This is a genomic window from Frigoribacterium sp. PvP032 (assembly GCF_017833035.1).
Lineage (GTDB): Bacteria > Actinomycetota > Actinomycetes > Actinomycetales > Microbacteriaceae > Frigoribacterium.
The window spans coordinates 819,583-834,559 of the sequence record NZ_JAFIBM010000001.1; the positions used below are offsets into that span (position 1 = coordinate 819,583).

7 protein-coding genes are annotated in these 14,977 nt (G+C 73.1%); 5 read left to right on the plus strand and 2 right to left on the minus strand.

From position 1 onward, the window contains the following. Positions 1-71: 71 nt before the first annotated feature. From JOE35_RS03765 to JOE35_RS03780, 4 genes are all read left to right on the plus strand, one after another. Positions 72-7,802, plus strand: coding sequence for an IPT/TIG domain-containing protein (locus JOE35_RS03765; RefSeq protein WP_209559925.1), 7,731 nt, complete (start codon positions 72-74; stop codon positions 7,800-7,802). Positions 7,803-8,009: 207 nt separating this feature from the next. Next, positions 8,010-9,596, plus strand: a complete 1,587-nt coding sequence (locus JOE35_RS03770; RefSeq protein ID WP_209559926.1) for an APC family permease — start codon at positions 8,010-8,012, stop codon at positions 9,594-9,596. Next, a complete protein-coding gene (locus JOE35_RS03775; RefSeq protein ID WP_209559927.1) occupies positions 9,593-10,885 on the plus strand; it encodes a saccharopine dehydrogenase family protein in 1,293 nt (430 codons plus the stop codon). Before JOE35_RS03770 ends, JOE35_RS03775 begins: the two co-directional genes overlap by 4 nt. A gap of 70 nt (positions 10,886-10,955) precedes the next feature. After that, positions 10,956-12,128 (plus strand): AI-2E family transporter, encoded by a 1,173-nt coding sequence (locus JOE35_RS03780; protein WP_209559928.1) that lies wholly within the window; start codon positions 10,956-10,958, stop codon positions 12,126-12,128. A 31-nt stretch (positions 12,129-12,159) separates the two neighbouring features. On the opposite strand, the gene JOE35_RS03785 is transcribed toward JOE35_RS03780, so the two are convergent. Further along, positions 12,160-12,630, minus strand: a complete 471-nt coding sequence (locus JOE35_RS03785; RefSeq protein ID WP_209559929.1) for a hypothetical protein — start codon at positions 12,628-12,630, stop codon at positions 12,160-12,162. A gap of 409 nt (positions 12,631-13,039) precedes the next feature. Here JOE35_RS03785 and JOE35_RS03790 point away from each other — a divergent pair, with 409 nt between their 5' ends. Next, entirely contained in the window at positions 13,040-13,309 is a 270-nt protein-coding gene (locus tag JOE35_RS03790) for a GlsB/YeaQ/YmgE family stress response membrane protein (RefSeq protein ID WP_123546987.1), read from the plus strand. Positions 13,310-13,848: 539 nt separating this feature from the next. Here the strand turns inward: JOE35_RS03790 and JOE35_RS03795 are convergent. Continuing rightward, positions 13,849-14,880: a LacI family DNA-binding transcriptional regulator gene (locus tag JOE35_RS03795; protein WP_209559930.1), complete on the minus strand. Its 1,032-nt coding sequence runs from the start codon at positions 14,878-14,880 to the stop codon at positions 13,849-13,851. Positions 14,881-14,977: the final 97 nt, after the last annotated feature.

The window sequence follows — 14,977 nt, forward strand, 5'->3', positions numbered from 1 at the left end:
TGCTGCCTCGGTCTCACCAACCGACGGCGCGGACGCCAACCACCGCTGCCATGAGGATCAGGAGCGAGTCCATGAGGACTGAAGCACTCGCGCGCGCCGAAAAAGGGCGACCGACCGCGCACCGTCACCACTCCAGGGCGAAGCAGGGCGTTGCCGTGCTCACGGCTGCCCTGCTGGGCATCGGCGGCAGCGTGCTCGCCGCGGCCCCGGCCACGGCCGCCCCGACGGCATCGATCGCGGAGGGGAGATTCCTCGGCGGCACGGCCCTCGGGCTCGACCTGGACGCGGTCCTCGCCCTGGCGCCGGCGGCCGCCGTCAACGCGGGAGGCGCGACGGTCACCCAGGCCACGCCGCTCGACGTGACCGTGCTGAACGCGGCGCGTGCCGATCTCGGCAACGGGCTCCAGCTGCTCGGGCCGAACGGCCTGCTCACGGTGGGCGCGATCAACCAGTACGCCCAGGCGAACCCGAACGGCAGCTCGCTCGCCGCCACCGGTGCCGTCACGAACGCGGGCGCGATCGGCGTCGGCGGACAGGGCGGCGTGCCCCAGGCGAACGCGAGCCTGAACCTCGGCTCGTTGACCGGCGGGCAGGGCAACGCCCTGACGAACCTCCAGCTCACGACGGGCGCGCTCTCGGCCACGGCGGCGCAGGCAGCGGGGGCGAACGGCGCCCAGACCGGCGATTACGCCATCGCCGACCTCGACATCGCCCTCACGAGCCCCGTGCTCGGGACGACGGTCAACGGACTCCGCACGACCGTCAACGGACTCCAGCCCGTGGTGAACGGGCTGCCGGCCCTGATCAGGGCGCTGCCGGGGGTCGGTCCGCTCGCGACGGTCACCGGTCTCCCCAACCTCACCACGATCACCAACTCGCTCACGACCGTGACCACCCCGAACGGCGGCATCACCGCCGACCTGCGGACCGGCGCGATCACGATCGACGTGCCGCTCGCGCTGCAGGCCGAGGGGCTCGACCTGAACTCCCTCGACCCGAACACCGAGCTGCTGCCGCTCATCACGCAGGCGCTGACGAACCAGCTGCTGCCCGCGATCACGGTCGCGCTGCAGAACGTCGTGACCCAGCTCACGAACGGCATCAACGGCATCTCGGTGAGCGTCCTCGGGGTCCCCGTCGCACTCGCCGTCCTCGCCCCCGTGCTCAACCCGGTCATCGCCCAGGTCGTCGCCCCGGTCAACGCGGTGATCAGCACCCTCGGAGCGACCGTCGTCACGCCTCTGGCGAGCGCGCTCACCGCCGTCGTCTCACTGCGGGCCAACACGCAGGCCCGCGCCGGCGGGGTCTTCACGCAGGGCGCGCTCCGCGTGGGCCTGCTGGGCGGTCTCCAGGCCGGCACCGCCGTCGAGCTCGCCTCCGCCTCCGTCGGCCCGAACGCCGGCCCGCTCGCCGCGCCGACGCTCACCGGCATCACGCCCGTCGAGGGTCCGGTCGCGGGCGGCACCTCCGTCACGCTCACCGGCACGACCTTCACCGCCGACTCGCGCGTGAGCGTCGACGGCGGCGCGCCGATCACGCCCACGGCGGTCTCGGACGACGGCACCTCGCTCACCTTCGCCACGCCGGCCCACGCCGCAGGACCGGTGCCCGTCACCGTCACCACCGCGGTCGGCACCTCCGGACCGCAGACCTTCACGTACCTCGCGGTCCCCGCGATCACGGGCCTCACGCCCGCGCAGGGCCCCGTCGGAGGCGGCACCTCGGTGACCGTCGCCGGCTCCGGCTTCATCGCGGGCTCGACGGTCTCGGTCGACGGCTCCGCGCCGATCACGCCCGACGCCGTCGCGGCCGACGGCACCTCGCTGACGTTCACGACGCCGGCGCACGCGGTCGGCGGCGCGCCCGTCACCGTCACCACGCGCGGCGGCACCAGCGCCCCGCAGACCTTCACCTACCAGCCCGCACCCGCCGGCGCACCCGTCCTGACCGGCATCACGCCGGTCGAGGGCCCGGCAGGAGGCGGCACCGTCGTCACCCTCACCGGCACCGGCTTCACCGCAGGCTCCACGGTCTCGGTCGACGGCTCCGACCCGATCACGCCCGACACGATCGTCGGCGGCACGACGCTGACCTTCACGACGCCCGCCCACGTCGCCGGCCCCGTGCCGGTGACCGTCACGAACGGCACGGGCACCTCCGCGCCCCAGACGTTCACCTACCTCGCGCCTCCGCTCGCCGCTCCCGTCCTGGCCACGATCGTCCCTGACGAGGGCCCGGTAGGAGGCGGCACCTCCGTCACGATCACCGGCACCGGCTTCACCGCCGGCTCGACGGTCTCGGTGGACGGGTCCGACCCGATCACGCCCGACACGATCGACCCCGCAGGCACGTCGCTGACCTTCACGACGCCCGCGCACGTCGAGGGCACCGTCCCGGTGACGGTGACGAACGCCGGGGGCACGTCCGCCCCGCTGGACTTCACCTACACGCCCGCCCCGGCCGCAGCGCCGGTGCTGACCGACATCGATCCCGAGGTCGGTCCGGCAGGAGGCGGCACCTCCGTCACGATCACCGGCACCGGCTTCACGGCGGGCTCGACGGTCTCGGTCGACGGCTCGGCCGCGATCACGCCCGACACGATCGACCCCGACGGCACCTCGCTGACGTTCACGACGCCCGCGCACGTCGAGGGCACCGTCCCCGTCACGGTGACGAACGCAGGCGGCACCTCCGCCCCGCTCGACTTCACCTACCAGCCCGCACCCGCCGCCGCGCCCGTGCTCGAGACCATCGACCCCGCCCAGGGCCCGGCAGGAGGTGGCACCTCCGTCACGATCACCGGCACCGGCTTCACGGCCGGCTCGACGGTCTCGGTCGACGGCTCCGGCCCGATCACGCCCGACACGATCGACCCCGCAGGCACGTCGCTGACGTTCACGACGCCCGCGCACGTCGAGGGCACCGTCCCCGTCACGGTGACGAGCACGGGCGGCACGTCCGCCCCGCTCGACTTCACCTACCAGCCGGCCCCGCCGACGGCGCCCGTGCTCGAGACCATCGACCCCGCCCAGGGACCGGCAGGAGGCGGCACCACCGTCACCGTGACCGGCACCGGCTTCACCGCCGACTCGACCGTCACCATCGGCGACACGACGGGCGTCGTGCCCGACTCGATCGACCCGGCGGGGACGTCGCTGACGTTCACCACGCCGCCGAACGCCGCCGGCGACGTGACCGTCACGGTCACCACCGCGGGGGGCACGTCCGCACCGCTGCCGTTCACGTACACCGCTCCTCCTGCGGGTGCCCCGGTGCTCACGGCCATCGATCCCGTCGAGGGACCGGCGGGCGGCGGCACCGAGGTGACGATCACCGGCTCGGGCTTCCTGCCCGGCTCGACGGTCTCGATCGGCGACACCACGGGCGTCGTGCCCGACTCGATCGACCCGGCCGGCACGACCCTGACGTTCACCACGCCGCCGAACCCCGTCGGCCCCGTGAGCGTCACGGTGTCGAACCTGGCCGGCACGAGCGCGCCGCTCGGCTTCACGTACCTGCCTGCCCCCGCGGGCGCGCCGGTGCTGACGACGATCGTCCCCGACGAGGGACCGGTCGGCGGCGGCACCGCCGTGACGATCACCGGCACCGGCTTCACGGCCGGCTCGACGGTCTCGATCGGCGACACCACGGGTCTCGTGCCCGACTCGATCGACCCGGCCGGCACGAGCCTCACGTTCACCACCCCGCCGAACGCCGTCGGTCCAGTGACGGTCACGGTGACGAACGGCGCGGGCACGAGTGCTCCGCTGACCTTCACCTACCTGCCTGCCCCGGCTGACGCTCCGGTGCTGACGACGATCGACCCTGCTGAGGGCCCGGCCGGAGGCGGCACCGTCGTCACCGTGACGGGCACCGGCTTCACCGACGACTCGACCGTGTCCATCGGCGACACGGCGGGCATCGTGCCCGACTCGATCGACCCGGCGGGGACGTCGCTGACGTTCACCACCCCGCCGAACGCGGTCGGTCCCGTGAGCGTGACGGTGACCAACGGCGCGGGCACGTCCGCACCGCTGCCGTTCACCTACACCGCGCCTCCTGCGGGTGCCCCGGTGCTCACGGCGATCGATCCCACCTCGGGACCGGTCGGCGGCGGCACCGTGGTGACGGTCACCGGCTCGGGCTTCCTGCCCGGCTCGACGGTCTCGATCGGCGACACCACGGGCATCGTGCCCGACTCGATCGACCCCGCAGGCACGTCGCTCACCTTCACGACCCCGCCGAACGTCGCGGGCGACGTGACCGTCACGGTGACGAGCCTGGCGGGCACGAGCGCGCCGCTCGGCTTCACGTACCTGCCTGCCCCGGCCGGCGCACCCGTGCTGACCTCGGCCACCCCGGCCGAGGGACCGGTCGGCGGCGGCACGGTCGTCACCGTCGCCGGCTCGGGCTTCACGCCAGGCTCGACGGTCTCGATCGGCGACACGACCGGCATCGTGCCCGACTCGATCGACCCGGCAGGGACGTCGCTGACGTTCACCACCCCGCCGAACGCGGCGGGCGACGTGAGCATCACGGTGACGAACGGCGCGGGCACGAGTGCCCCGCTGTCCTTCACCTACCTGCCCGCTCCGGCTGACGCTCCCGTGCTCACCACGATCGACCCGACCTCGGGCCCGGTCGGCGGCGGGACCGTCGTGACCATCACCGGCACCGGCTTCACGGACGGGTCGACGGTCTCGATCGGCGACACGGCGGGCATCGAGCCCGACTCGATCTCGACGGACGGCACGGAGCTGACCTTCACGACCCCGCCGAACGTCGCGGGCCCCGTGAGCGTCACGGTGACGAACGACGCGGGCACCAGTGCCCCGCTGCCCTTCACCTACGTGGCGGCCCCGGCCGGCGCACCCGTGCTCACGGCGATCGACCCCGTCGAGGGACCGGCAGGAGGCGGCACCACGGTGACCGTCACCGGCACCGGCTTCACCGCCGGGTCGACCGTCACCATCGGCGACACGACGGGCGTCGTGCCCGACTCGATCGACCCCGCGGGGACGAGCCTGACCTTCACGACCCCGCCGAACGCCGTGGGCCCCGTCAGCGTCACGGTGACGAACGGCGCGGGCACGAGTGCCCCGCTGCCCTTCGCCTACCTGCCTGCCCCCGCCACCGCACCCGTGCTGACGACGCTGACGCCCGACTCGGGCCCGGTCGGCGGCGGCACCTCGGTGACGATCACCGGCACCGGCTTCACCTCCGAGGCCACGGTGACGATCGGCGGCACGGCCGGCATCGTGCCGGACGGCGTCTCGGACGACGGCACCGAGCTCACCTTCACGACGCCGCCCGGCGTCGCGGGCGACGTGCCGGTCACGGTGACGACCGACGGCGGCACCTCCGCGCCGCTGACCTTCACCTATGAGGCGGCACCGGTCGGCGCACCTGTCCTGGCGTCGCTGACGCCGGAGACCGGTCCGGCCGGCGGCGGCACCTCCGTCACGATCACGGGCTCCGGCTTCCTGCCCGGCTCGACGGTCACGGTGGGCGGCACCGACGGCATCGTCCCCGACGCCATCGGCGTCGGCGGCACGACGCTGACGTTCACGACGCCCCCCGGCGTCGCGGGCGACGTGCCGGTCACGGTCACGAACCAGGCGGGCACCAGCGCTCCGCTCACGTTCACGTACGTGGCGCCTCCTGCGGGCTCGCCCGTGCTGACGGCCATCGAGCCCGACGCCGGACCGGCCGCGGGCGGCACCTCGGTGACGCTCACGGGCACCGGCTTCACCGCCGGGTCGATCATCACGATCGGCGACACGACGGGCATCGTCGGCACCCTCTCGCCCGACGGCACGCAGCTCACGTTCACGACCCCCGGCGGCACCGCCGGCGGCGTGCCCGTGACGGTGACGAACGGGACGGGCACCAGCGCGCCCCTGACGTTCACCTACCAGGCAGCGCCCGTCGCCGCACCGGTGCTGACGAGCCTGACGCCCGACGAGGGCCCTGCAGGAGGCGGCACCCAGGTCACGATCGTGGGCACCGGCTTCACGGGCGACTCGACGGTCACGGTCGGCACCACGACGGGCATCGTGCCCGTCTCGGTCTCGACCGACGGCACCACGCTGGTCTTCGAGACGCCGGCCGGCGCCCCGGGCACGGCGGACGTCTCGGTGACGAACCCGGCAGGCACGAGCGGCACCCTGCCGTTCACCTACCAGCCGGCCCCGGCGGGTGCGCCCGTGCTGACGACGCTGGCACCGACGAGCGGCCCTGCAGGAGGCGGCACCCCGGTGACGATCACCGGCACCGGCTTCACCGCCGGGTCGACGGTCTCCGTCGACGGCTCCGCGCCGATCACGCCGACCGTCATCAGCCCCGACGGCACGTCGCTGACCTTCACGACCCCGGCCCACGCCGCGGGCCCCGTGCAGGTCACGGTGACCAACGACGCGGGCACCTCCGCGCCGCTGCCCTTCCGCTACCTCGCACCTGCCTCGACGGCGCCCCTGCTGCTCGGCCTGACGCCCGCGTCGGGCCCGGTCGGCGGAGGCACCGTGGTGACGATCACCGGCTCGGGCTTCGTGGTCGGCGCGACGACGGTCTCGATCGACGGAGGCGCCCCCCTGACGCCCTCGTCCGTCGCCCTCGACGGCACGTCGCTGACCTTCACCACGACGGCGCACGTCGCCGGCGGGGTGCCGGTCACGGTGACGACCGCGGGCGGCACCAGCGCCCCGCTGCCCTTCACCTACGTCGCGGCTCCCGCCGGGGCGCCTGTGCTGGCCTCGCTGACGCCGAGCTCCGGCCCGGTCGGGGGCGGCACCTCGGTGACGATCACGGGCACCGGCTTCACGGCCGGCTCGACGGTCTCGGTCGACGGCTCCGCGCCGATCACGCCGACGACCATCAGCGCGGACGGCACGTCGCTCACCTTCACGACCCCGGCGCACGCTGCCGGTCTCGTGGGAGTGACCGTGACGAACGCCACGGGGACGAGCGCCCCGCTGACGTTCTCGTACCAGGCCGCAGCCGCGCTGGCTCCGTCGCTGACGTCGCTGACGCCTCCCTCGGGACCGACCGTCGGCGGGACCGTCGTCACCGTGACGGGCACCGGGTTCACGCCCGGCTCGACCGTCTCGGTCGGCGGCTCCGCCCCGATCACGCCGGACAGCATCTCGCCCGACGGCACGACGCTGACGTTCACGACCCCGGCCGGCACGGCGGGCAGCACGACCGTCACCGTGACGAACGGCGCGGGCACCAGCGCTCCGCTGCCCTTCGTCTACGCCGACGCGGACGCCGTGCCCGTGATCACCTCGCCCGTGCAGGGCCAGGTCGTCACGACGGCGAACCCGGTCGTCACGGGAACGGGCACGCCCGGCTACACGGTCACCGTGACCATCCCCGGCCGGGTGCTCTGCACCACGGTCGTGGCGGTCGACGGCACCTGGGCCTGCGCGCCGCTCGGCGGGCTGCCCGACGGCGAGTACACGCTGACCGCGACGCAGACCGGTCCTGACGGGGTCGAGTCGGCCGCGTCGGAGCCCGTCGAGTTCGTGGTCGACCTGCCGGTCGACGGCGGCCCCGGCGACGGCGGCACGCCTGGTACGCCCGGCACGCCTGGGACGCCTGGGACGCCCGGCACGCCTGGGACGCCTGGTGCAGGCGGCAACGGCGGCTCGGGCTCGGGCTCTGGCGGCTACTCCGGCGGCACCGCCGGCAACGGCCCCCTGGCCTTCACGGGCAGCGACACCGCGCCGGTCCTGCTGGCCGCGCTGCTGCTGATGGTCGCCGGCGGGTTCCTCACCCTGCGGAGGAGGTCGCACCGCAGCTGAGCTCCGCTCGGCCCCGAGGAGGTGCCCGTCCGGCCATGCCGGACGGGCACCTCCTCGTCCGCGTCCGCCCGCCCGCCCACGACTCGCTCTACGGCGAGTTGCCCCGATCTGCTGTCTCGGCCCGCTGCGAGCAGCAGATCGGGGCAACTCGATCCTCCGAGAGGCGGGTTCGTTGACACGCCCGGGCGGCGGGACTACGTTCTGGCCATGAGCGGTCCCGACGCCCAGCCCGGCCGCGTGCCGACCTCCTCCTCGCGCCCTGACGGCGCCGACACCCCGTCCGCAGGCAAGGGCCTCGCGGCCGGCACCCTCGGCCTCTGGGGCTCGACCGTCATCGGCCTCGCGAGCACCGCGCCCGTCTACTCGCTCGTCGCGACCCTCGGCTTCGTCGTCGCCGCCATCGGGGCGCAGGCGCCGATCGCGTTCATCGTGGCGTTCATCCCGATGCTGTTCATCGCCTTCGCCTACCGCGAGCTGAACAGGGCAGTGCCCGACTGCGGCACGACGTTCACCTGGGTGACGAAGGCCTTCGGCCCGCGGGTCGGCTGGATGGGCGGCTGGGGAGTCGCCATCGCCGGCATCGTCGTGCTGGCGAACCTCTCGCAGATCGCCGGGCAGTACACCTGGCTGATGGTCGGCGACGGCTCGCTGGCCGAGAACGTGCCGCTGGTCACCGCCACCGGCGTCGTGTTCATCGCGCTGATGACCTGGATCAGCTACCGCGGGCTCGAGCTCGGCGAGCGCGTGCAGAACGTCCTGCTCGCCGTCCAGTACGTGGCCCTCGCGCTGTTCGTCGTCGTCGCGCTCTACAAGATCGCCACAGGCGACGCCCCGAACGCGACCCCGGTCGAGTGGAGCTGGTTCGACCCGACCGCGTTCACCGACTGGTCGGGCTTCGTCGAGGCCGTGCTGCTCGCCCTCTTCATCTACTGGGGCTGGGACGCGTGCCTCGCCCTCACCGAGGAGACGAAGGACCCGCAGCGCACCCCCGGCCGCGCCGCCGTCCTGTCGACGGCGATCCTGCTCGTCACCTACGTCGGCGTCACCGTCGTCGCGATGTCGTTCGCGGGCCTCGGCAGCACGGGCATCGGCCTCGCGAACGAGGCGAACGCCGACGACGTGTTCCTCGCCCTGAAGGACCCGGTGCTCGGCCCGCTCTCGGTCGTGCTCGTGATCTCGGTGCTCGTCTCGGCGGTGTCGTCGACGCAGACCACCATCCTGCCGACGGCCCGCGGCACCCTCGCCATGGCCGTCTACGGCGCCCTGCCCGCCCGGTTCGGCCGGGTGCACCCGAGGTTCCGCACCCCGTCCTTCTCGACCTTCGTGATGGGCGTCGTCGCGATCGTGTTCTACGTCGTCATGACCCTGGTCAGCGCGAACGTGCTGCAGGACTCGATCCTCTCGCTCGGCCTCGCCATCGCCTTCTACTACGGGCTGACCGGCTACGCGTGCGTCTGGTACTTCCGCCGCGAGCTGACGTCGTCGTGGCAGGCGTTCCTCTTCAAGGGGCTGCTGCCGCTGCTCGGCGCGCTGATGCTCACGTACGCGTTCGTGCAGTCGGTGGTCGACATGCTCGCGCCCGACTACGGCTACACGGTGCTGCTCGGCATCGGCGGCACCTTCGTGATCGGCATCGGCTCGCTGCTGCTCGGCGCCGTGCTGATGGTGGTCCGGTCGGCCTTCGCCGAGTCCCGGCCGTTCTTCCGCGGCGAGAGCCTCAACCGCGACACGGAGGTGCTCGTGCCCGACGAGCCCGAGATCTACACGCGTTCCATCGATGGAGGACTGGCATGACCCCCGCACCGACCCCGCCCGCACCAGGCAGCGCTGCCCCGGCGGACGCACCCGCACCGACCACCCCCGCCCGCATCCTGATCGTCGGCGCGGGGGGCGTCGGCTCGGCCGCCGTCCGCATCGCCGTGCGGCGCGCGTTCTTCGAGCTGCTTGTCGTCGCGGACCACGACCCGGCCCGCCCGCAGGCGCTGGTGGACTCGTTGGCCGACCCGCGCCTCCTGGGCGCCTCGGTCGACGCGTCGAACGCCGACTCGGTCACGGCCCTGATCCGCGAGCACGGCATCACGCACGTGCTGAACGCCGTCGACCCGCGCTTCGTGATGCCGATCTTCGAGGGCGCCTTCGCGGGCGGCGCCGTCTACCTCGACATGGCGATGAGCCTGTCGAGCCCGCACCCCGAGAAGCCGCACGAGCTGACCGGGGTCATGCTCGGCGACGAGCAGTTCGCGCAGGAGGCGCGGTGGCGGGACGCAGGACGCCTCGCCCTCGTGGGCATGGGCGTCGAGCCGGGCATGTCCGACGTCTTCGCGCGCTGGGCCGAGGACGAGCTGTTCAGCGAGATCGACGAGCTCGGCGTGCGCGACGGGGCGAACCTCGTGGTCGAGGGCTACGACTTCGCCCCCTCGTTCTCGATCTGGACGACCATCGAGGAGTGCCTGAACCCCCCGGTCGTCTGGGAGGAGGGGCGCGGCTGGTACACCACCGCGCCGTTCAGCGAGCCCGAGGTCTTCGAGTTCCCCGAGGGCATCGGCCCGGTCGAGTGCGTCAACGTCGAGCACGAGGAGGTGCTGCTCATGCCCCGCTGGACGGCCGCGAAGCGCGTCACCTTCAAGTACGGCCTCGGCCAGGAGTTCATCGACGTGCTGCGGACGCTGAACAAGCTCGGGCTCGACAAGACGGCCCCGGTCGACGTCAAGGGCGTGCAGGTCTCGCCGCGCGACGTGGTCGCGGCGGTGCTGCCCGACCCGGCGACGCTGGGCGACGTGATGTCGGGCAAGACCTGCGCCGGCGTCTGGGTGCGGGGCACGGGCAAGGACGGCAAGCCGCGGTCGACGTACCTCTACCACGTGGCCGACAACGAGACCTCGATGCGCGAGTACGGCTCGCAGGCCGTCGTCTGGCAGACGGCGCTCGGGCCCGTGACCGCGCTCGAGCTGCTCGCGACCGGCGTCTGGTCGGGCGTCGGGATCCTCGGGCCGGAGGCGTTCCCGGCCGGGCCGTTCCTCGACCTGCTCGCCTCGCCGGAGGGGCACGACTCGCCCTGGGGGATGGTCGAGAAGCCGCTCTGACCGGAGGGGCGGCGCGGCCTCGGCCCGGCCGCGGCGGCCCTCCGTCGGCGGCGACCGCCAGGATGGGCGGATGGCCCTCTCCCACCGTGCTCGCTCCGTGCGCCGCTCGACGGCGACCTCCGACGCCTCCTCGACGTCGTCCGGCTCGACGTCGTCCGCGGGCTCGTCCGCGACCCGTGACCAGTCGTCCAGCCCGCTGCGGCGGCCCGGGGCGTTCCGCTTCGGCCTGATCGCGACGCTCGGCGGCGGGCTCGGCGTCGGCATCATCGTCGCCCTGATGGCGCTGTCGACGATCCTCGTCTACATCGGCCTCGCGTTCTTCCTCGCCCTGGCCTTCGAGCCCGTCGTGCGCCGCCTGGCTCGCGCGGGCGCCCCGCGCTGGGTCGGAGTGGTGGTCTCCGTCGTGCTCGTGCTCGGCGCGGTCGTGGGCATCCTCGCCGCCGTCGTGCCTGCGCTCGTCGAGCAGGTCGGGCACGTGATCCGCACCGCGCCCGCCGCCCTGCAGGACATCTCGCGCCAGCCCTGGGTGCAGCAGGCCGTCGAGACCCTGGGCCTCGAGGTCGACGTCGACGACGCGGTCGCCGCCGTGAGCTCGTACCTGCTCGATCCCGACCGCCTGCTCGCCCTCGGCGGCGGAGTGCTCGCCGTCGGCCAGGGCATCACGAACGGCATCACCGCGGTGATCATCGTCGCGATCCTCACCATCTACTTCGCCGTCACGCTGCCGCAGATGCTCCGCTCGCTCAGCCGGGCCGTGCCGCGCAGCCACCGTGAGCGCGTGATGGACATCTCGGACGAGATCTTCCTGTCGGTCGGCCGCTACGTCGCCGGGCAGGTGGCGCTGGCGGCGATAAACGCCGTGTTCGTGTTCCTGGTGCTGACGATCGCGGGCGGGCCGGTGCCCGTGCTGTTCGCGGCCCTGGCGTTCCTCGGGGCGCTCATCCCCGTCGTCGGCACCGTGGTGGCGTACGCGATCATCATCGCCGCGACGCTCAGCGTCTCACCGGTGACGGCGATCGTCGTCGGAGTGGTGCTGCTCGTCTACGCGCAGGTCGAGGCGTACGTGCTGACCCCGCGGGTCATGTCCAAGGCGGTCGCGGTGCCGGGCGCGCTGGTGATCGTGGCGGCGTTCGGCGGAGGCGCGCTCGGCGGCGTGCTGGGCGCGCTCGTGGCCATCCCGATCGCGACGGCCGGGGTCGTCGTGTTCGAGCGTGTCGTGGTGCCGCGCCAGCAGAAGGTCTAGGTCCGGCGGCGGCGGTGGTGGCGGCGGCGGCTCAGGTCGAGGGAGCGTCGTCGGCCCAGCCCGCAGGACGGGCAGGGCGAGCCGGCCGGAAGGCGGGCGCCGGCTGGGCGCCGCCCTGGCCCCCGCGGGGCTCGGGCGGGAGGGTGCGGAGCGGTGCGTCCTCGCCGGGCTCCGCCGCGTGCTCCTCCTCGTCGACCGAGCTGCCGGAGGCGGCGTCGACGAAGCGGGCGCCTCCCACGGCGGCCGCGCGACGCACGAGCTCGGCGACGAGGGCGTCGTCCTCGGGCTCGAGCTCGTCGTCGGGGGCCGTCTCGATCATCAGCTGGCTGGCGGGGCCGAGCAGCAGCTCGGCGGTGGTCGCAGACCCGTGCTCGTCGCTCGTGGGCACGTCGACGATGTCCGTCGTGCCGTTCTGCCCGAGCGCCGCGGCGTAGGCGATGACGGCCTCGGCGATGGCGTCGCCCGTCATCACGCGGTTCTCGCCGTAGACGATGTACTTCATGTGCCCCCTCGGTAGGTCTCCAGCATGCTCTGTGGCGCGTGTGCGCGCCCGTGGGAGGCGCCTCCTGGGGGACAGCGGGAAAGTCACCCAATCGGGGGGTGCCTCGGCTCCGAAGACATGCCCGGGTGTTCCCTAGGCACCCGGCGCAGTTCCTGGCTGCGCACCTCCGGGAGCCCGAACTCCCGGCGGACGCCGAGAGACCCGACTCTCGGCACGGGCTCCTGCGTCAAGGGCGACGCACGGGCCTGCCAGGGGGTAGTCAGCGGCGTCGAGCCCTGCCGCGAGGGCGATCTGGACCCTTGCACGGGGACCAGTTCCGGACAAGAGCCCAAACTGAGTGCAAGCTAGGAATCTGCACACGGTCGCCTGCCCCGAAGCGGCCCCTCATCATCTTAAGAAAGGGCTCATCATGGGCTTCCTCGCCTTCATCCTCCTCGGCCTCATCGCCGGCGCCATCGCCAAGCTCATCCTCCCCGGCCGTCAGGGCGGCGGATGGCTCGCCACCCTCGTCCTCGGCGTCATCGGCGCCCTCATCGGCGGCTGGATCGGCGGCGCCGTGTTCGGCGTCGGCTACGACGGCTTCTTCTCCATCCAGAGCTGGCTCATCGCCATCGTCGGCGCCATCGTCGTCCTGCTCATCTGGGGCCTCATCACCGGTCGTCGCGGCGCCAAGCGCTGACTCGACCCGCAGCACCCGAAGGCCCCCGTCGCTCTGCGGCGGGGGCCTTCGCCGTCCCTGCCCGCCCCGCTGCTCTCCTCATTCAGGAACATGAGTCCTGAGTTTCGCGGCGGGGGGACTCTCGCGCCTGATTCGTGCACGACTCAGGAGAACGGGTCAGCCAGTTCCTGAATCACGCAAGTCCCGAGCCGAGAAGGCGAGGGGCCTAGAAGGCGAGGGGCCGAGAAGTCGAGGGGCCGAGAAGTCGGGGAGGCGCGGGTCGCGTCGCGCGGGTTGGTCTCGCAATTCAGGAACCTGAGTCCTGAATTTCGCGGCGGCAGGAGTCTCAGTCCTGATTCGTGCACGTTTCAGGAGAACGGGTCAGCGAGTTCCTGAATCACGAGAGCACGAGTCGAGGAGGCGCGGGTCGCGTTGCGCGGGTCGGTCTCGCAATTCAGGAACGCGAGTCCTGAGTTGCGCAGCAGCAGGAGTCTCGCGCCTGAGTTGTGCACGATTCAGGCAAACGGGTCAGCCAGTTCCTGAATCACGAGAGCGCTCGGCTACCCGCGCCCACGCTCGCGTGCAGGCACCGGTCCCGTCGTGCCGCGCACGACGAGCTTCGTCGGCAGCTGCACCTCCGGCCGGTCGATCACGCCGCCCTCGAGCAGCGTGAAGAGCATGGTCGTGGCGACGGTCCCGAGGCGGTGCATCGGCTGCCGCACGGTCGTCAGCGCCGGCTGCTCGCGCGAGGCCTCGGGGATGTCGTCGAAGCCGACGAGGCTGAGGTCGTCGGGCACGCGCAGCCCGAGCTCGTGGGCGGTGCGCAGCACGGCGATCGCCGACAGGTCGTTGGCGGCGAAGACAGCCGTCGGGCGATCGGCGGGCCGCACGTCGAGCAGCTCCCGCGCCGCGCGGCGTGCCGCGCCCATCTCGAAGTCGCCGTCGCGCGTCAGCGCGGGGTCGCGCACGATGGCTGCCGCCCTCAAGGCGTCCGCGTAGCCGGCCTCGCGCAGCGACGCCGAGCGCAGGTCGGGCCGCCCGGCGAGGAACCCGATGCGCCGGTGCCCCAGGGACACGAGGTGCTCGACCGCCTGCACCGCGCCTCCTCGGCTGTCGGCCTCGACGCTCGGCAGGTCGGCGCGCCCCTTGTGCGGGTCGACCGCGACGACCGGCACGCTCGTGGTCGTCGTGAGGACCGACGGGGTGACGAGGATCGCCCCGTCGATCAGCGTGCCGCTCAGGCGGCTGAGCGAGCGACGCTCCCAGCCGTCGGCCCCGCCCTGGTGCGCCCCGCTGTAGGCGAGCAGGTCGTACTCGGCGCCGAGCTGGCGCACGGCGGTGCCGACGCCCTTGAGCACCTCCGAGCTGAACGGCTCGAAGTCGGCCACGAGCACGCCGATGACCCCGGTGCGCCTGGCGCGCATGCTGCTGGCGACGAGGCTCGACTCGTAGCCGAGGGCGTCGACCACGGCCATCACCTTCGCCGTCGTCTCGGGCGACACCCCGTAGCGGCCGTTGACCGCCTTCGACACGGTCGCGAGCGAGACGCCCGCCGCCGCGGCGACGTCGTGGATGGTCGGACGGGCGTTCACGAGCGCGAGCCTAGCCCCGTCGAAATGGTTTTCGAAAACGTTTGACACCCTGCGGCGCGTTTCTGACACTGGTCCGACGCAGCACGCCGGAGCGCTG